Raw genomic sequence first — 18,532 nt, 5'->3', positions numbered from 1 at the left:
TGCAGGAGCGCATGCAGGGGGTGGCTTGATCCGTGCCCCGGGAGCCACCCGGAAACGATGCGCTCACATGAGAGATATGTGACGCAAACCGACAATCCATCTCAAGCCCAAAAGTTTAACAAGCTGTTGAAATTCAATGCGTTAGCAGCAGACATGACTCCGTGCTAATACGGTCTCGGGTGTCGGTTAACGATGCCAAAGAGATTCTGGCAGTCCGTGCTTTCGGGTGCTAATTTTTCTGCTACAAACCCTTGCCCCCGCAAAATTCCTGTCCTATTTCACCCTCGCTCGTGCTAGCACTCGCGGGCAACGACTGCTAACAATATCAAAATCCTCAACTCGTCCAATTAGGAGGACTGCATGAAATTCCGTCCGCTTCACGACCGCGTCGTGGTCAAGCGCATCGACGCAGAAGAGAAGACCGCCGGCGGCATCATCATTCCCGACACTGCCAAGGAAAAGCCCTCGCAGGGCGAGGTCGTCGCCATCGGCCCGGGCGGCCGCGACGAGTCCGGCAAGCTGATCCCGATCGACCTGAAGGTCGGCGACCGCGTGCTGTTCGGCAAGTGGTCCGGCACCGAGGTCAAGATCGACGGCCAGGACCTGCTGATCATGAAGGAGAGCGACGTGATGGGCGTTCTCGAGGTCACCGAGTCCAAGAAGAAGGCGGCCTAAGGGCCCTCTCCTCCCTCCAGTCAAACATCCTCAAGGAAAAATCCAGATGGCAGCCAAAGAAGTCAAATTCTCGGTTGAAGCGCGCGACAAGATGCTGCGCGGTGTCGACGTTCTCGCCAACGCGGTGAAGGTCACGCTCGGTCCGAAGGGCCGTAACGTCGTGCTCGACAAGTCGTTCGGCGCTCCCCGCATCACCAAGGACGGCGTCACCGTCGCCAAGGAGATCGAGCTCGACGACAAGTTCGAGAACATGGGCGCCCAGATGGTGCGCGAAGTCGCCTCCAAGTCCGCTGACGCGGCCGGCGACGGCACCACGACCGCCACCGTGCTCGCCCAGGCGATCGTGAAGGAAGGCGCGAAGTCCGTTGCCGCCGGCATGAACCCGATGGACCTCAAGCGCGGTATCGACCTCGCGGTCGAGGCCGTCGTGGCCGACCTCGAGAAGAACTCGAAGAAGGTCACCTCGAACGACGAGATCGCCCAGGTCGGCACTATCTCGGCCAACGGCGATGCCGAGATCGGCAAGTTCCTCGCCGACGCCATGAAGAAGGTCGGCAACGAGGGTGTCATCACCGTCGAGGAAGCCAAGTCGCTCGAGACCGAGCTCGACGTCGTCGAGGGCATGCAGTTCGACCGCGGCTACATCTCGCCCTACTTCGTCACCAACGCCGACAAGATGCGCGTCGAGATGGACGACGCCTACATCCTCATCAACGAGAAGAAGCTCTCCTCGCTGAACGAGCTGCTGCCGCTGCTCGAGGCCGTGGTGCAGACCGGCAAGCCGCTGGTCATCGTCGCCGAGGACGTGGAAGGCGAGGCCCTCGCCACCCTCGTCGTGAACCGCCTGCGTGGCGGCCTGAAGGTCGCGGCCGTCAAGGCTCCGGGCTTCGGCGATCGCCGCAAGGCCATGCTGCAGGACATCGCGATCCTGACCGGCGGCCAGGCGATCTCGGAAGACCTCGGCATCAAGCTCGAGAACGTCACGCTCAACATGCTCGGTCGCGCCAAGAAGGTGATGATCGACAAGGAGAACACCACGATCGTCAACGGCGCCGGCAAGAAGGCCGACATCGAGGCGCGCGTGGCCCAGATCAAGGCGCAGATCGAGGAGACCACCTCGGACTACGACCGTGAGAAGCTCCAGGAGCGTCTCGCCAAGCTCGCTGGCGGCGTCGCGGTGATCCGCGTCGGCGGCGCGACCGAGGTCGAGGTGAAGGAGCGCAAGGATCGCGTTGATGACGCGATGCATGCGACCCGCGCGGCGGTCGAGGAAGGCATCGTCCCGGGCGGCGGCGTCGCCCTGCTGCGTGCCTCCGAGCAGCTCAAGGGCCTGCGCACCAAGAACGACGACCAGAAGACCGGCGTCGAGATCGTGCGCAAGGCGCTGTCGGCTCCCGCTCGCCAGATCGCGATCAATGCCGGTGAAGACGGTTCGGTGATCGTCGGCAAGATCCTGGAGAACAAGGCCTACAATTACGGCTTCGACTCCCAGACCGGCGAATATGCCGACCTCGTCAAGAAGGGCATCATCGACCCGACCAAGGTGGTCCGCACCGCGATCCAGAACGCTGCCTCGGTGGCCGCGCTCCTGATCACCACGGAAGCCATGGTCGCCGAGCTGCCCAAGAAGGGCGGCGCCGGCCCGGCGATGCCCCCCGGCGGCGGCATGGGCGGCATGGACTTCTGATCCAGCCGTTCAGGCACGATACGAAATGCGAAACCCCGGCAGCGATGCCGGGGTTTTTGTTTGCAATAACTTCTCTCCACCCGTCATTCCGGGCTCGCGCCCAAGTGGGCCTTCTAAAGCATGATCCGGAAAGCAATCGCCTTCCGCTCCCGCGATTGCGCCGTCGACGGCCCGATGGTGTCCTGAACAATCGTCATCGCCTTCTGCTCAGCCTGCAACCGGCATGACGTTACGCAACCTTTGCGCCCGTGAAAACCCTGTTCAGGATAGGTCGCGCCGGCGCGCTCGCGCGTTCACGACAGGCGAACCCTGGGGGCCGATCGCAACCCGATGCGCCGTCAGCGGCGCGAGGTCTCCTGGAAACAGGCCCTCACCCAGTCGATGGTCACGCGCGTTGCGGCATCCCGCTTGAGATGATTTTGCACCAGCAGCCACACGTCGCGCCGCTTCGGCAGCAGCGTGGCGCGCAGGCGGCGGTCGCCGAGCAGGTCGGCGCAGACATATTCCGGCAACACGCCGGCGGCCTGATGGTCGCGGATCAGATTGCGGATGACACGGACGTTGTCGGTGACGCAGCGCGCGCGGGCCTTCCTGGTGCGCAGGAATTGCATCTCGGGAATGGCGCCGAGCTCGTCGGGATAGACGCACAGCATCGGCTCGCCCTCGGTCGTAACCGGCTCGAAAAAATACAGCTTGATGTCGCCGAGCCTTGAGATCGCGAAGTCGCCCTTGTCGGGCTTGCGCAAGCGGATGGCCAGATCAGCCTCCCAGCGCGAGAACCTGACGTTCTCGCTCGAGGTGAGGAATTGCAGCGTCAGGCCGGGATGGGTCCGCAGGAAGTCGCCCGCACGCGGCGACAGCACTTCTTCTGCAACTGTGTTGGTGGAGGCGATGCGCAGGCGGCCGACCGGACCTTCCAGGCTCTCGCTGAGCCGGCCGATCTCGGCCGCATGCGAGGCCATCGCCCCGACATGCGCCAGCACCGCTTCGCATTGCCGCGTCGGCCTGCGAACGCCGTCGGCGGCCTCGAACAGACGCAAGCCGAGCGCACGCTCGATGCGCGACAGCCGGCGCCCGACCGTCGTCTCGTCGATACGCAGCTTTGCGCTGGCGCCGGCATAGGTGCCTTCGTCCCTGACGGCGGCGATGATGCGCAGATCGTCCCAGTTCATGGCTTGAGGCTACATCGCCGCCCGATGGCCTGCAATCTCGCAGCCTCCCGCTGCAATATTCCTGCATATCGGCAGGCATTCCCGGGGCTATGTTTGTTGCGCCTTCTACCCCGGGAGATTTCCAAGACCATGACCGCAAAGACCCTGCTCCAGCTCGCCGGCGCCGACCTCAGCCCGCCGCGCCTCGGCGACGCCGCGCTGGTGCTGATCGATATCCAGAACGAATATCTCGCGGGCCCCCTCGCCTTGCCCGACGCCAAGCCCGCGATCGCACGTGCGGCTGCGCTCCTGGCACAGGCCCGCGAGGCTGGTGCCGCGATCATCCACATCGCCCATCGCGGCAAGGCCGGCAGCCTGTTCGATCGTACCGCCCACCGCGGCGCCATCGTCGTCGAGCTGAGCCCCCGCGCCAGCGAGCCCGTGATCGAGAAGGAGCTGCCGAATGCCTTTGCCGGCACCGATTTGCAGGCGCGCCTTGTCGCGACCGGACGCAAGAACATCGTGCTGGCCGGCTTCATGACGCATATGTGCGTCAGCTCCACGGCGCGGGCCGCGCTCGACCTCGGCTTTCGCACCACGATCGATGCCGATGCCTGCGCCACGCGCGACCTGCCGGACGGGCGCGGCGGCACGCTGGACGCCCGAACCATCCACGAGGTTGCGCTCGCCGAGCTGTCCGATCGCTTCGCGATCATCGCCCGCGGCGATGAGCTGAAGTAACGGAGCAACGCGATGCTGCAACTCTATTTCTCACCGATGGCCTGCTCGCTCGCGAGCCGGATCGCGCTGATGGAGGCTGGCCTCGATGCGCAGTACCATCAGGTGCACCTCTTGACCAAGACGATCGTGGACGACGGCAGCGATTTTCACGGCGTGGCGGCGAAGGGCGCTGTGCCGGTGCTGGTGCTGGAGAATGGCGAACGGCTGACCGAGAGCGCGGCGGTGCTGCAATACATTGCCGATCTGAAGCCCGAGACGCGCCTTGCGCCGCCGCTCGGCGATCCCGACCGCTACAGGCTCCAGGAATGGCTGAGCTTCGTCGGCGCCGAGATCCACAAGGCGTTCCTGTTTCCGACCTTCTGGTACAAGGACGACGGCTCGCTCGCCAAGCCGCGGGCACGGATCGCGCAGACCTTGTCGGTGCCGGCAACGCATCTGGCGGACCGCGAATTCCTCGTCGGCAACCGTTTCACCGTCGCGGACGCCCACCTCGCCTGGGCCCTGCTGCTGCTTCGGCCTGCCGGCGTCGACATTGCGCAGTGGCCATCGTTGTCAGCCTATCTCGAACGCATGCAGGCGCGGCCTCGCGTGCGGGAGGCGATTGCGACCGAGGTGGCGCTGCGCAAGCAGATGACCGCTTGAGCGAAGGTCAGTCCACCCGCGCCAGCACCGCGAGCTTGCGGATGCCCTTGTTGCGGTAGGCATCCAGGAACGCGTAATAGTCCTTGAACGACACGCAGCCGTTGGAGTCGCCGTTCGGCCCGAGCATGAAGGTGTGCGCGAGCAGACCGTCGCGGCCGTAGATCGCGCTTTCGCCCCCAATCGGGGTCAGGCGCAGCGCCGGCACGCCGTGGAACAGCGCCTCGCGCGGCTTCAGTGTGTAGATATGCGGCGGCGTCACACCGCGCATGCGGATTTTCGAGGAGCGCGGATCGTCGAGATTGGAGCCGAGGCCGGAATGCGCCTCGAGCTTGGTGCCGTCGGGCAGGTACACCGTCTTGGCGGTGATGTCGTAGACCGCGGTGTCGCGCTCATAGGGCGGCGCGCCGCCGAACATCGGGTTCTGCTCCTTCGGCGCGATGGACGCGGTCACACTCGCATCGGCCGAGGCGTAGGCGAGCAGCCCGCCGGACGGCTCACGCTTGCCCCAGAGCTTCTCGACCATCGACTGGCGCGGAGCGGTGATCGACATCACCGCGGCCTTGGCGCGGTCGGCGAAGGATTTCGGCTTCGCCTCGGGCGCCGGCACGATCTCGGCCGGGTCGGCCGAGGCCAGCTGCATCTGGGCATCCGGTGCGCGCCTGGCCTTGTCCGCAGGCTTGTCAGGGGTCTTGTCAGCGGTCTTGTCAGCAATCTTGGCTGCCGGCTTCAGCGCTTCCGCGACCTTGGCGATGACGCTCTGCTTCGGGGCATCCTTCGGCATGTCCTTGGCCGTGGCAACCTCCGTTGCCGGCGCGGCGCTCGCCGCATTCGACGGCACACCCTGCGTCGCAGCGGCGGCAAAGCGCTCGTTGAACATCTCGCGCGAGATGGGAGCTGCGACCTGGAGCCGGTCGGGCAGCAGCGCGAAGGTTTCCTCAATGGCCTCGCGGGCCTCGCGCAGCGCCACCTTGGGTGCGCGCTTGATCACGGGCTCGTCGTAGCCGATGCTGCCGACAGTCGGATAGACGCTCGCGCCAAAGACGTTGCTGTAGATGGTCCAGCCGGCGCCCATCACGACACAGCCGATCGCCGCGGCGCCAAGCCAATTGGACGTGGTCGTTTTCCGGGAAGATTTCCGCGAATAATTCTTGGACTTCCGTGCCGCGTTACTCTGCGCAGCGATACTCGTACTCATTCGCCTTGCGTCCAGGACGGTGTCACTCAGTCCCCCTTCGAAGTGCCGCTGGTCACGATCCGGGAACAGCATCTCGCAGAGGGTCGGAGCGTCATTAAGGCGACTTTTAGTTAAATGCGGATTAAGTTCGGGCGGATGTGGGGCAACTCGTCAACGCTGTCCTGTTTTGAGAAAAAAGCCCGCAGAACTACGGACTTAGACGCGTCTGTTAACCATGTTTCTCGACCGGTTTGCGCCAACTGTTCGACGCTTGCGGCCGCATCCATGACGCACTCAACAACGCCGTTTTCGTGACCCTCAAATTAGCACTGAGCGTAGCGCGGAAGCGTTGCGAGAGGCTGGTGGACGGCCCTGCGTCCGCTGGCCGATTGCGGCAACAGCGCCGTGACTGAAAGTTGATCGTTTCGGTTCTGGACATCGCCGCCACGAGAAAATAGCTGCCACCTCGGCACTTTTCAGCAGCCTCTGCGCGTGATACGGTACCGTATCGTCCCGCCTTGAACTGTGCCGAGCACGCAAACGGAGCTGGCATGAGAGGGATAGCGCGCACAGGGTTTGTCGCCCTGGCAGGGTCGCTTCTGTTGGTTGGATCTGCGACTGCACAGCTTGCGGCCAATGCGGGCTGCACGGCATCGCCCTCGGCCGCTGGGACGCAGACCTGGCGCTGCGACAACGGCATCACCATCGTTGCGGAAAGTGGCGCCAAGTTTGAACTTAAGGACGCCAACCGCGACGGACATATAGATTCCGTGGCGTTGAGCAACAAGGCCCTGCTGATCGAGGTGCCCAAGAAGCCGCGGCGCAACCCCTTCAAGGTGCTGACGCCGCAAGCGATTGCCGCAGTGCGCGGCACGAAATGGGCAGTCGATGTCGCTGACGCCAAGACCTCCGTGTTCGTCGCCGACGGTGCGGTCGGCGTGACCCGCCGGGCTCGTGGACGCGGCGTCGTGCTTGGACCCGGCGAAGGCGTCGACGTCGAGGCAACCGGCCCGTTGACCATCAAGACATGGGGTCAGCCGCGCGTCGACGCGCTCATGGCAAGACTCGGGCAATAGGTCGGGGTCGCCAAGACTATTTGGACAATACGAGATTGCAAGACGACCGCATGCGCAGCCGACGCGTTCAGATCCTGGTGGCACTCGTCCTCACCGCGCTGTGGGGCGCGGGCATCTATGCCGCGCACGCCAACGGCCATCTGCGCTTTCTCGATCGCCTCGAAGCCACGCTGACCGACTGGCGGACGCAGGCCCGCGGCGTGCAGCGTCCGCCCGATGTCGTCACTATCGTCGCGATCGACGACACCGTCGTGAAGCGCGGTGGCAGCTATCCGCTGCCGCGCGCCGATCTTGCCCGCGTCGTAGACACCATCGTGCAGTTCAAGCCGAAGGTTGTCGCGATCGATCTCCTGCTCGTCGACCGCAGCGCCGCAATCGGCGATGCCACGCTGGCCAACACGCTCGCCACCGGTCCCATGGTGCTCGCCGCCGCGGCGATCTTCCCCTCCGCCAGCGAGACCGTGGCACCCAGCGAAGGCCCCCTGGCCGTGTTGCCCGAGGCCGAACGCTTCTTGCAGCCATTGCCCGCATTCGCCGATCACGCCGAGGTCGGCGTCGTCAATGTCGCGACGGGACAATCGGGCTCACCGCTCGCGGTGCCGATGCTGTTCCGGACGCGCGACAAGGTCGAGCTGTCGTTCCCTTTGCGTGTCGCCGCCCGTGCGCTCGACCAGCCGCTGACGGTCGCGCCCGACCGTCTCATGCTGGGCAATCGCGCGGTGCCGACCGACAGCGACTTCGCGTTGCCGATCACCTATTACGGCCCGCGTCGGACGATCCGTACCGTCAGCGCACAGAGCATCTTCGACGGCACGCTCGATCGGGCGGCGATCGAGAACCGGATCGTCGTGATCGGCGCCTCGGTCGCCGGCGGCGGCGATTTCTATCCCACGCCGTTCGATTCCCTCATGCCCGGCGTCGAAGTGATCTCGACTGCGATCACGCATCTCGTCGCCGGCGATGCCGTCGTGCGCGACCGCAGGGTCCGTATTGCCGACGCGCTCTCCGCGACCCTTCTGCCGATGCTGCTGGTCGGCCTGCTCGCCTGGCGGCGTAGCGCGCTCGGCATCATGGCGGCGGCCGCGATGATGATCGCCTGGGCCGGACTCAATCTGTTCGCGTTCACGCATGGCGTCTGGCTGAACGCGGCGACCACGCTCGCCGCGGCAGTGCCGCCGGTGACCGTCTTTGCCGGCGTGCAGCTGTGGGCCGGGGGCCGCCGCACGCAATATTTCGCCGCCAAGAGCAGGTCGCTTGCGCAATTCCAGGCTCCGGCACTGCAGGAGTGGCTGGCGCGCGATCCGGACTTCCTGTCAAAGCCCGTCCGGCAGGATGCCGCCGTGGTCTTCGTCGATCTCTCCGGCTTCACCGGTTTGAGCGAGCGGATTGATCCGGACGAACTCAGGGATCTTCTGAAGGCGTTTCATGCACTGATCGACAAGGCCGCGATCGATTGCGGCGGCATGATCACCGGCTTCCTCGGCGATGGCGCCATGATCCTGTTCGGGTTGCCGCGCGCGATGCCCGACGACGCGGCGCGCGCGCTGAAATGCGCGATCGACCTGCATCGCGGTCTCGAACGCTGGATCGCCTCGCTGCCGCCGGCAGTCGCAGGTCAGCTCGGCTTCAAGATCGGCGCGCATTGCGGCCCGATCGTCGCCTCGCGGCTCGGCGAAAGCCATCAGCACATCACGGCGACAGGCGACACCGTCAACGTCGCAAGCCGGCTGATGGAGGTTGCCGCCCAGAATGATGCGCGGCTCGCACTGAGCGATACGATGCTGGATGCGGCCGACTTCCACGGTGCTCCCGACGGCGTCCTGTCAGGCCCCCTGCTGGCCCATGTCCGCGGCCGTTCTGGTGTCGTGACCGTCTGGTTCTGGCGCGATCAGAGCGGGCCAGGCCACGAGGCTGCCAAGGCCGAGATGATCGGCTGAAGTCCGCTACCGCGCCTCAGGCGGCGGCGAGCGATCCAGCACCTCATCCTTGGCGCCTTCGAGCAGATCGATGCCGTAGGTCTCGACCACGAGCGGCCCGCGCTTGCGCTGCAACTGCGCAACTTGCGTCACCGTTGCAAAGCGCTCGTTGAGGACGGGATGCCCGTCCGGGCGCAGCTCGTCGACATAGAGCAGCTTGCCGGCGAGCAGCTTGGGATCCGGCTCGCCCATGTTGACCCAGCGGATGCGCTGGCTCTGCTGTGCCACACAGGTGCCGCGCGGCAGGTAGAACGCGAGCCAGCTCGTGGTGCCGTAATCCTGTGCGAGCACACAGGTCGCACCGACGCGCACGCGCACCGCTTCGATCTCTGCGGCGAGCTCGCGCCAGCCGACACCGACGCTGCGCACGGTGGCATCGCGACGATAGCCCGACAGCCAGCCGGTATTTGCCTGAACGACCAACGCTGCAAACATCACGATGCCGACCGGCGCGGCCCAACGCAGGCAGAAGTCGACGAGGCGCCGCTGGCGCGGCTTCCACTGCGCAAGGTTGGCAGCGGCGGCCGCGGCCACGACGAAGGGCGGATAGACCGGCGCGAACCAGTTGGCCTCGACGCGGGCATGCAGCGAGTGCCAGACGAAATAGGCGACGATGGTCCAGAACATCGTCTCGATCAGCACGCGCGAGGCCAGCGCGCCGGCGCGCTGCCAGGTCAGCGCGTGCAGGCCCATGGCGCCGAGGATGAAGACCAGCGGCGTTGCGAACGCGATCTGCGTCGGGATCAGCTCTGCGATGAAGACCGGGCGGAAGTCCTCGATCTTCGCGCGCCCGAGCTGCTTTGCGAACGAGACCCATTGATGGTCCGCATTCCAAAGGATTACCGGCGAGAACAGCGCCAAGGCGACCAGGCCGCCGAGATACGGCCAGGGCGAGAGAAACCAGCGCCTGAGTTTCGGCACGGAAGCGAGCCAGATCAGGATCGCCGGCCCGAAGAACATCGCTGTGTATTTCGAGAGCAGCGCCGCGCCGACCGCGACACCGGCCGCGAGCCACCATGCGCCCCGGCCGGTCTCCAGCACCTTGGCGAGGAAGAACAGCACGAAGCTGGAGGCGACCAGCAGCGGCGCATCGGGCGTCACGATCAGCGTGCCGACGGAGGCCAGCAGCGTCACGTTGAGCAGGATGGCGCTGGTTGCAGCCACGCGCGCGCCGCCGAACAGGATTGCGGCGGAACGATAGACCGCGTAGCTCATCGGCAGTGCGAGCAGGATCGAGACGAGGCGGACGCCGAGCTCGGTATCGCCCGCGATCAGGGTGCCGGCGCGGATCACATAGGCGACCATTGGCGGGTGGTCGTAGTAACCCCCGGCCAGGTTCCTCGACCACATCCAATAATAGGCTTCGTCGAAGGTGATCGGCGTGAAGGCGGCCGCGACGAGCCGCAGGGCCACCAGCGCGAGGATCGTCAGCGCGGTGTTGCGGACGATCCGCGCGTCAGCTCCGCCCATCACGCGCTATTTCTTGCGCCAGACGAACAGTCCGGACATCGCGTAATTCCACACCACGCCCATCAGCGCGCCGGCCATGCCGGCCAGCCACCAGATCGGTTCCTGGTCGTACACCGAGAATGCGACGCCGACATTGGCGAGCAGGCCGACGCTGCACACGATGTAGAAGGCGATCAGGCCGCGCAGCAGCGCAAAGCCCTTCAGTCGCTGATCGCGATAGGTGAGGAAGTTGTTGAGGATGAAATTGCTGGTCATGGCGACGATGGCGCCGGCGGCCTGCGCCTCCGCGAACGGCGCCTTGAACAGCTGAAGTGCGATGAACAGCGTGGTCAAGTGCACCACGAGACCGATGCCGCCGACCATCGCGAACAGGATGAAACGCAGCGAGACAATGTCGTTGGTCAGCTTGGCGAAGACGAGACCGAGGAAGTCGAGCGCGACCATGGAATCGAGCTTGCTCTCGCCGTGCTGGCGGGCGCCGAAGGTGTAGGGAATCTCGACCGCCCGCAAGCTGCCGTGCGCAGTCGCGACGACATCGAGCAGGATCTTGAAGCCGTGCACGGAGAGCTTTGGCGCGAGCTGCTCGAAACGGTCGCGGCGGATCATGAAGAAGCCGCTCATGGGGTCGGCAATCTCGACCCGCAACATCTTCTTGGCGACCTCGGTTGCGAGCGCACTGGCGCCGGCGCGCTGCTTATTGAAACCTTCGCTCTTGTAGCCCTCGATGTAGCGGCTGCCGACCACGAGGTCGGCCTGATCGCTTGCGAGCAGCAACAGCATTTTGGGCAGTTGCGTCTCGTCGTGCTGGAGGTCGGCGTCGATCACGGCCACATAGGGAGCGCTCGAGGCGAGGATGCCCTCGATGCACGCGCCCGACAGACCGCGGCGGCCGATACGGCGGACACAGCGCACGCGGCTGTCGCGCTGCGCCAGCGCGCGCACGACGTCCCAGGTGCCGTCGGGTGAATTGTCATCGACGAACACGACCTCCCAGGCGACGTTGGCGAGGGTCGCCTCCAGGCGCCGGTACAGCACCGTGACGTTGTCGCGCTCATTGAAGGTGGGGACGATGACCGACAGTTCCGGCCCCTCTTGAGCCTGGATGTCGACGCCCGGTCTGATCGCTTCATTCATGACGGCAGCGTATATCCGCCGCGTCCTGCGCTGCCAAGCCGGGGTCTCTGGGGAACGGCCCAAAAAGGGGCCCAAAATGCCAACGACCCCGGAATGGCGGACCGCGCGTACATCCGGCGCAGGCCTGAGCTATTCCAAGGTCGTCCCAACGACGGAGTTCTTCGCTCAACGTCGCCGTTAGAGGCTAGATGGGGACGGCAAAAGCGGTTCGCAAGGGGCTGGAAACCCCATTTTTCGCGCCCTATTGGTTGGGGACTTCCCGGATGATCGGCCCGCGCGGCGCGGGCGCGGCGGGTGCTGGCGGTGCAGCCGCCGGGGCCGGCTCGACCTTCGCCGGCTTGGGCGGCTTGCCGTACTGGCCGATCGGCCCGAACACGACGGCAACCGCAAGCACGATCGCCGCGACGATCGCCCCCAGAACGCCACCCACCGACTCAGACGACATGGAAACCCATCCCTGCTCCAGATGGGCCCACTGATACCATGGATGAGCGCGCGGCCGGAAGAGCTGCCAGCCAGCCTTGGTGACTTGCTACTTCTGGGGCGGCCGGTGCTTGACGAAGGCGATCACGATGTCCTTCTGCGCCGCCTCCACCGCCCTGTTGGCGGTAGCGAGATGGGCGCCGGCATCGATATCCGGATACTGCGTGGTGAGATAATCGAGCAGCGCCACGCGGTAATATTGCCGCTCCGATGGACAGGCACCCGCAACCGAGCGGCCGAAATCCTGCTCCGACAGGCCCTGATTGGAGTCGCGCGAATATTCCCGCGCCAGGCAATGCCAGTAATCGTCGCGGCCCTGCTGGGCGAGCTTCTGTGCACTTTTCGCGTCGTCGTCATCTGCCAAGGCAGAACACGTCATGGCAGCAGATGTCATCGTGATGAGCGCGGCTCCCACCAACAGCATCCGCATTGTTGTTCTCCTTCTTCGCGGGTCCGGCCGCGAGCTTAGACGGGACGGGCCAACTGGCCAATCACATCTGGTTTGATTAGGATGAAGCCCTCCTCCCCCGACGATGCGAGATCCTCCCGTGGCCAAAGCAAAAACCGCGTCCAAAAAAACCGGCAACATCTTCATCGGCATCGGCGGCTGGACCTTCGAACCCTGGCGCGGCGTGTTCTATCCGGAGAAGCTCGCGCAGGCGAAGGAGCTGTCCTATGCCGCCTCGAAGCTGACCTCGATCGAGATCAACGGCACCTATTACGGCTCGCAGAAGCCGGAGAGCTTTCGCAAATGGGCGAGCGAGGTGCCTGATGATTTCGTGTTCTCGGTGAAGGGACCGCGCTTCGCCACCAACCGCCGCGTGCTCGCCGAGGCCGGCGATTCCATCAAGCGGTTCTATGATTCCGGCGTGCTGGAACTCGGTGACCATCTCGGGCCGGTGCTGTGGCAGTTCGCGCCGACGAAGAAGTTCGACGGCGCCGATTTCGGCAAGTTCCTGGAGCTGTTGCCGCGCAAGCTCGATGGGCGCGCGCTGCGCCACGTGGTCGAGGTCCGCCATGACAGCTTTTGCACGCCTGACTTCATCGCACTGATCCGCGAGTTCGAGACGCCCGTGGTGTTCGCCGAGCATGGCAAATATCCCGCTATCGCCGATGTCGCCGGCGATTTCGTCTATGCGCGGCTTCAGAAAGGCAATGACGAGATCAAGACCTGCTATCCGCCGAAGCAGCTCGATGCCTGGGCGGAGCGCTTCAAGGATTGGGCTGCGGGCGGTGAACCGGATGACCTGCCGAAGGTTGACAAGGCCAAGCCGAAGAAGGCGCCGCGTGACGTGTTCGCCTATGTCATCCACGAGGGCAAGGTGCGCGCACCTCACGGCGCCATGGAACTGATCGCGCGAGTGAGCTGAGGATGGTTCATGGCAAAGGCGAAGACGCTCTTCACCATCGGCTATGAGCAGACACCGCCCAAGGCCGTGCTGGACGAGCTGGAAGCTGCGGGCGTCAAGCTCGTGGTCGACGTGCGCGCGGTGACGTCGTCGCGCCGGCCGGGCTTTTCCAAGAAGCAGCTATCCGCCGGGCTCGATGAGCGCGGCATCGCCTATGTCCATCTCGCCGCGCTCGGCACGCCCAAGGAAGGTCGCCTCGCCGCCCGCAGCGGGCAATATGACGTGCTGGAGACGATCTATTCGAAGCACCTGAAGACGCCGCAGGCGAAAGAAGAGATGGACGAGCTGTCGGCGCTCGTAAACAAGGCCGGCCCGGTGTGCCTGCTCTGCTACGAACGCGACCACACCCACTGCCACCGCCGGATGATCGCGGAGATCATCGAGGAGCGCGATGGGGTGACGGTGAAGAATTTGGCGGGACGGCAGATGTAGCTGGGCGCGCGAGCCCGATCCCGCAGCCCGGATGGCGCGAAAGCGTAATCGGGACCTTCGACCCTCGCAGCACCCCCGGCTTGCGCTTCGCTCCATCCGGGCTAGGAATCCCCAGCCAACCGGAACGTCCCCTCCATCATCTGTACGCAACTGCCGCCGACATGAGCGGAGACGATCTTGCCGTCCCGCTTGCGGACGCGGGTGAGAAGAATGCTTGGACGGCCCATGTCAAAACCCTGGCCGATCGTGAGCTTCAATTCGCCGTCGGGCGCGGGATCGAGATCGGCGAACAGGGCGGCGGCGGCAACCGTCGCGCTGCCGGTCGCGGGGTCTTCGATCAGCCCGCTGGCGCCAGGAAAGAACATCCGCGCCTGACGCTCGCAAGATGCCTCAGCTGCCGGCACATCGCGGGTGTAGAAATAGACCGAGAAAGCGCCGTCGCGCGGCAGCATCCGGCCAAACGCTGCGGCGTCCGGCCTGGCCCGGCGCACGGCCTCGCGCGATCGCACCTCGGCAACCACGAACGGCGTTCCGACGCCGACGACTTGCGGCCCATGATGATCGGTCTTGATGTCATCCGCCGTCAGAGAGATGCAGGCCGCGACCTCTTCGGCAGAACATTGTGCAAGCCGCGACAGCGGCTGCGGAGCGGTGAGCTCGGTGCTGACCACCCGGCCCTGCTCACGCACAATGTCCACCGGTACGAGACCCGCCTTCTCCTCGAACAGCAGCCGCGACTTCGGCTCCCTGGCAAGGCTCGCCAGCACGAAGGCGGTCCCGACATTAGGATGCCCTGCGAAGGGAAGCTCCCTCACCGGCGTGAAGATTCGCACCTCGGCATCATTGGCCTTGTCGCGCGGCGGCAGCACGAACGTCGTCTCGGAATAGTTGAACTCGGTCGCGATCGCCTGCATCTGCGCGGTCGAGAGCCCGCCGGCATCGAGCACCACGGCGAGCTGGTTGCCGCCGAAAGCGCGGTCGGTGAACACGTCGACGGTGATGTAGCGGCGCTGCATCGTCACTTCCCCATGCAAGTCGCGGCCGACGGGCCGCATCACGCAGCAGTCTACAAGCCGAAAACATCGCTCGTCATGCCCCTAAATTCGGAGCAATCGGAGCAATCGCGGAAGAGATTCAGAAGCGAAAGAGCGGCCGTGGCGCCGCGAGCACTTGCGCACGCTCGCTCTTGTCGACGACTAGCAGATCGAGAAATTCCCGGTTCTTCGCGTAAGTCTGCGTCGCCTCGAATTGCGTGTGCGGCCAGTCGCTGCCCCACAATAGGCGATTGAGGCCGTACGCGCCGCGCAGCAGCGGAAAGGCTTGCTTCGCGAAGTCTTCGCCGGCCGCACCGTTGCGATAGGGCGCCGAGATCTTGACCCAGACGTTCTTCGTCGCTCCCAGCTTCAGTACCGACTGGAAACCGGGATCGCCGACGCCGAGCTTCGGGTCCGGCAACGTGTAGTGATCGAGCACGACGGTGACGCCGTGATCGAGCAGCTGTGGCGCGAGCACGGCAAGATCGGAGGCGTTGCGCTGGACCTCGACCTGCCACCCCATCGCTCTCACGCTTCCGAGCAGCGCCTTCCACTCGCGGGCGGCGAGATCCGGCAAGGGCTGGCCGACGAGATTGAGCCGAATGCCGACGACGCCGGCGCGATCGAGCACACGCAACTCGTCCGTCGTCGCCGCGGGATCGACCACGGCGATGCCGCGCAGGCGACCGCTCGCCTGCTTCAGGCAATCGACCAGATAGGAATTGTCGGTGCCGAGAAAGCTCGGCTGCACCAGCACGCCATTGCTCATGCCGCTCCGGTCGAGCTGCTCCAGATAGAGCGCCAGCGGCGCGTCGTAGCCGGGCGCATAGCGCCGGCCCGGCGCGAGCTGGAGACCTCGGTGGAAGGCGTGGGCATGGCTATCGATCGTCGGCAAGGCCGCCTCACTCCTGGCTGTGGTGGCGGCCGTTGCGGCGAGCGATCCGAGGCCCGCACCAAACTGGCGGCGTGTGAGGCCGCGCGAGACGAACGTCATGGCACCCCATCTGCACGTCAGGCGCGCGTCGCGGCGGTCTGTTCGAAGACTTTGCCGCGCGTCTCCGGCAGCAGCAGTACCGCGATCAGGACCAGCGAATAGGCAAAGGCCGCATCGATGCCGATTGCAGGCCCAAGCCCGATATGTTCGCTGAGGAAGCCGACAAGGAAGGGGAACGCGACGGAGACGATGCGGCCGAAATTGTAGCAGAAGCCGACACCGGTGCCGCGCACGCCGGCCGGATAAAGCTCGCTGAACAGCGCCGCCATGCTGGCGGGAATGCCGGCGGAGAAGAAGCCGAGCGGAAAGCCGAGCACCAGCATCTGCCCATCTGTCAGCGGCGCGAAGATGTAGATCAGCACCGTGACGATGCAGGAGGTGGCAAAGAACGCGACATTGGCCCGGCGCCCGATGCGATCGCTGATGATGCCGCTGGTCACGCAGCCGCAGAAGAAGGCGACGATGATCACGGCGAGATAGCCGCTGGAGCCAAGCACCGACAGATGCCGGACTTCGCGCAAGTACGTCGGCAGGAAGGTTGTCAGCGCGGCATAACCGCCATGGGCTCCGATGCCGAACAGGCCGCCGATCAGGGTGGAGCGCAGCACGTCGCGGTGGAAGATGCCCGAGAGCGTTGCGAAGAACGGCGTCTTCTCGGCCGCGGCGGCGCGCGGCGGCTCCTTCAGACCGCGGCGGATGAAGATAATCAGGAGCGCGGGCAACAGGCCGAGCGCAAACAAGAGCCGCCAGGCGATGTCGGCCGGCGCATAGGTGAAGACCAGCGCCGAGAGCAGCACGGCGGCGCCCCATCCCACCGCCCAGGCGCTCTGCACCGAGCCGAGCGCCTTGCCGCGATGCTCGGGCCGGATGATCTCGGCCATCAGCACGGCGCCGCAGGCCCATTCGGCGCCGAAGCCGAGGCCCTGGATCGCCTTCAAGACCAGGAGCTGGGTGTAGGTCATCGCGAAGGCGCAGGCGAAGGTCGCAAGCGCAAAGGTGGCCACCGTGATCTGCAGCGCCTTGACGCGGCCCAAGCGATCGCCGAGCGCACCGCCGAACCAGCCGCCGAACGCGCCGAAGAACAGCGTGATGGAGCCGAGCAGACCGGCGTCGGCCTTGCTGATGCCGAACGCGGCGATCAGCGCCGGGATGGCAAGACCGAACATCTGGACGTCGAGCGCATCGAGCGCCCAGCCGCCAAAGCTTGCCCAGAACGTGCGCCGCTCCAGCGGCGAGCTTTCGCTGTACCAGTTCGACATGTTTCCTACCCCTGTACTCGTTATTGCTTGATGACGTAGAAAGGCCGCTAGCGGATCTCGACGTGATAGCGGAAGCGGTCGGCCGGCCCGCGCGACCTGCGCCATTCGATCGGTCGGCGCTCGAGATCGAGCGCGAGGCGCTCGATCACGATCAGCGGGGCATGAGGCGCGAGCCTGAGTAGGCGCGCCTGCATTTCGTTGGCGGTCTCGACAGTGAGGATCTCCTCGGCCGAAACCACGACCTCGCCGCAGCGCTCCTCGTAGAGCGGATACAGGAGGTCGCCGAATTCGGCGGTGTCGATCTCGAGGATCTTGGCGAAACGTGATTGCTGCAGCCAGATCTCCTCTGCGAGCAGCGGCACGTCGTCGATCAGGCGCAGGCGCGAGAGGCTGATCACCGGCTCGCCGACCGGAATGCGTAGCGCGGATGCGACCGCCGATGTCGCCGGCACGCTCTTGCGGCGGATGATCCGGCTCTTCGGCACGCGCCGCTCGCCGCTCTCGGACTGGAAGCGGAAGAAGCGGAACAGCGATGAATTGAACCGCGCGCGGCGCACGAAGGTGCCGCGGCCCTGCTGCCGCTCGAGCACGCCGTCGCTGACGAGCTGATCGATCGCCTTGCGCACGGTGCCGATGGCAACGCCGTAATGCGCAGCCAACTCGGCTTCCGAAGGGATCGGCTCGCCCGGCCGCCACTCATTGCGGTTGATGCGCGCCGCGAGGTCGTCACGCAGGCGCTGGTAGCGTGGCAGGCGGTCGTCGAGCGGCGTTGAATTCATTTAGTCATATAGATGACTAGATGAAGCGCAAGTCAAGGCCCTACCATGATACCGCGAGGGCAAGCCTGCCGTCGCCCGCCCGACACCGGGCTGGCAGACCTCGCCAGCCCGGCCTCATCTGATGCGAGCCCTAGTTCGGGGACGCGTAGGCCGTGTTGGGCAGGCAGGGCGGCTGCTTGTAGGGATCAGATGCAAACGCACCCTCTGCCGGAGCCCTGACGCAGTCTGTCGTGACGTGAGTTGCGGCGTGCCGCGCCGTGACGTTGCGCGCGGCTGCGGCTTCGGCTTGAAGGATGGCGGTGGCGATCAGCGCGGCCGCAACAAGGGTCGATCGGGTCATTGGCTTTCTCCGGATAACGAATGAAAGCCGAGACGTTTCGGCTTCCACCGTGCAGGACCCGAAAACTAGCAGGGAT

19 protein-coding genes are annotated in these 18,532 nt (G+C 65.3%); 8 read left to right on the top strand and 11 right to left on the bottom strand.

The window, feature by feature from the left end; translation table 11 throughout:
• Nucleotides 1–360 precede the first annotated feature (360 nt).
• Both EAV90_RS32475 and groL read left to right on the top strand, forming a co-directional pair.
• A complete protein-coding gene (locus EAV90_RS32475; RefSeq protein WP_122402560.1) occupies nt 361–675 on the top strand; it encodes a co-chaperone GroES in 315 nt (104 codons plus the stop codon).
• Nucleotides 676–721: 46 nt separating this feature from the next.
• The gene (gene groL / locus EAV90_RS32470; protein ID WP_057029537.1) at nt 722–2,362 is read left to right on the top strand and encodes a chaperonin GroEL; all 1,641 of its coding nucleotides are present in this window, start codon (nt 722–724) and stop codon (nt 2,360–2,362) included.
• Nucleotides 2,363–2,700: 338 nt separating this feature from the next.
• On the opposite strand, the gene EAV90_RS32465 is transcribed toward groL, so the two are convergent.
• Nucleotides 2,701–3,534 carry a LysR family transcriptional regulator gene (locus EAV90_RS32465; RefSeq protein ID WP_129145768.1) on the bottom strand — a complete coding sequence of 278 codons (834 nt, stop codon included), beginning with the start codon at nt 3,532–3,534 and terminating at the stop codon, nt 2,701–2,703.
• A 129-nt stretch (nt 3,535–3,663) separates the two neighbouring features.
• Between EAV90_RS32465 and EAV90_RS32460 the strand changes: the two genes are divergently transcribed.
• Both EAV90_RS32460 and EAV90_RS32455 read left to right on the top strand, forming a co-directional pair.
• Nucleotides 3,664–4,254, top strand: coding sequence for a cysteine hydrolase family protein (locus EAV90_RS32460; RefSeq protein WP_129145767.1), 591 nt, complete (start codon nt 3,664–3,666; stop codon nt 4,252–4,254).
• A 12-nt stretch (nt 4,255–4,266) separates the two neighbouring features.
• Nucleotides 4,267–4,896, top strand: a complete 630-nt coding sequence (locus EAV90_RS32455; protein WP_129145766.1) for a glutathione binding-like protein — start codon at nt 4,267–4,269, stop codon at nt 4,894–4,896.
• A 7-nt stretch (nt 4,897–4,903) separates the two neighbouring features.
• Here the strand turns inward: EAV90_RS32455 and EAV90_RS32450 are convergent, their stop codons facing one another.
• Complete coding sequence (locus EAV90_RS32450) at nt 4,904–5,968, bottom strand: DUF2778 domain-containing protein (protein WP_164937204.1); 1,065 nt, start codon at nt 5,966–5,968, stop codon at nt 4,904–4,906.
• Between the two features lie 653 nt (nt 5,969–6,621).
• On the opposite strand from EAV90_RS32450, the gene EAV90_RS32445 reads away from it, so the two are divergent.
• Entirely contained in the window at nt 6,622–7,146 is a 525-nt protein-coding gene (locus EAV90_RS32445) for a FecR domain-containing protein (protein WP_129145764.1), read from the top strand.
• Between the two features lie 50 nt (nt 7,147–7,196).
• Nucleotides 7,197–9,083: a CHASE2 domain-containing protein gene (locus EAV90_RS32440; protein ID WP_129145763.1), complete on the top strand. Its 1,887-nt coding sequence runs from the start codon at nt 7,197–7,199 to the stop codon at nt 9,081–9,083.
• Nucleotides 9,084–9,089: 6 nt separating this feature from the next.
• On the opposite strand, the gene EAV90_RS32435 is transcribed toward EAV90_RS32440, so the two are convergent.
• The 4 genes from EAV90_RS32435 to EAV90_RS32420 all read right to left on the bottom strand — a co-directional run bounded on the left by EAV90_RS32435 (nt 9,090) and on the right by EAV90_RS32420 (nt 12,639).
• Entirely contained in the window at nt 9,090–10,592 is a 1,503-nt protein-coding gene (locus tag EAV90_RS32435) for a glycosyltransferase family 39 protein (protein WP_129145762.1), read from the bottom strand.
• A gap of 6 nt (nt 10,593–10,598) precedes the next feature.
• Complete coding sequence (locus EAV90_RS32430) at nt 10,599–11,726, bottom strand: glycosyltransferase family 2 protein (RefSeq protein WP_122402552.1); 1,128 nt, start codon at nt 11,724–11,726, stop codon at nt 10,599–10,601.
• 241 nt (nt 11,727–11,967) lie between these two features.
• On the bottom strand, nt 11,968–12,171 hold the full coding sequence (locus EAV90_RS32425; protein WP_122402551.1) for a hypothetical protein: 204 nt from the start codon (nt 12,169–12,171) through the stop codon (nt 11,968–11,970).
• Nucleotides 12,172–12,258: 87 nt separating this feature from the next.
• The gene (locus EAV90_RS32420) at nt 12,259–12,639 is read right to left on the bottom strand and encodes a hypothetical protein (protein WP_129145761.1); all 381 of its coding nucleotides are present in this window, start codon (nt 12,637–12,639) and stop codon (nt 12,259–12,261) included.
• Between the two features lie 103 nt (nt 12,640–12,742).
• Between EAV90_RS32420 and EAV90_RS32415 the strand changes: the two genes are divergently transcribed.
• Nucleotides 12,743–13,579: a DUF72 domain-containing protein gene (locus tag EAV90_RS32415; protein ID WP_129145760.1), complete on the top strand. Its 837-nt coding sequence runs from the start codon at nt 12,743–12,745 to the stop codon at nt 13,577–13,579.
• Between the two features lie 9 nt (nt 13,580–13,588).
• Nucleotides 13,589–14,050: a DUF488 domain-containing protein gene (locus EAV90_RS32410; protein ID WP_129145759.1), complete on the top strand. Its 462-nt coding sequence runs from the start codon at nt 13,589–13,591 to the stop codon at nt 14,048–14,050.
• A 101-nt stretch (nt 14,051–14,151) separates the two neighbouring features.
• On the opposite strand, the gene EAV90_RS32405 is transcribed toward EAV90_RS32410, so the two are convergent.
• The 5 genes from EAV90_RS32405 to EAV90_RS32385 all read right to left on the bottom strand — a co-directional run bounded on the left by EAV90_RS32405 (nt 14,152) and on the right by EAV90_RS32385 (nt 18,456).
• Nucleotides 14,152–15,066, bottom strand: coding sequence for a PhzF family phenazine biosynthesis protein (locus EAV90_RS32405; protein ID WP_129145758.1), 915 nt, complete (start codon nt 15,064–15,066; stop codon nt 14,152–14,154).
• A 118-nt stretch (nt 15,067–15,184) separates the two neighbouring features.
• Entirely contained in the window at nt 15,185–16,078 is an 894-nt protein-coding gene (locus EAV90_RS32400; RefSeq protein ID WP_129145757.1) for an amidohydrolase family protein, read from the bottom strand.
• Between the two features lie 17 nt (nt 16,079–16,095).
• Complete coding sequence (locus tag EAV90_RS32395) at nt 16,096–17,337, bottom strand: MFS transporter (protein WP_129145756.1); 1,242 nt, start codon at nt 17,335–17,337, stop codon at nt 16,096–16,098.
• Between the two features lie 47 nt (nt 17,338–17,384).
• Nucleotides 17,385–18,116, bottom strand: coding sequence for a GntR family transcriptional regulator (locus tag EAV90_RS32390; RefSeq protein ID WP_129145755.1), 732 nt, complete (start codon nt 18,114–18,116; stop codon nt 17,385–17,387).
• 130 nt (nt 18,117–18,246) lie between these two features.
• Entirely contained in the window at nt 18,247–18,456 is a 210-nt protein-coding gene (locus EAV90_RS32385) for a hypothetical protein (protein WP_129145754.1), read from the bottom strand.
• Between the last annotated feature and the right edge of the window lie 76 nt (nt 18,457–18,532).

The organism is Bradyrhizobium vignae (assembly GCF_004114425.1).
In the GTDB taxonomy this organism is placed as follows: Bacteria; Pseudomonadota; Alphaproteobacteria; order Rhizobiales; family Xanthobacteraceae; genus Bradyrhizobium; species Bradyrhizobium vignae.
The sequence above is the reverse complement of the archived record's forward strand: the minus strand, read 5'-3'. Positions and strand labels throughout refer to the sequence as shown.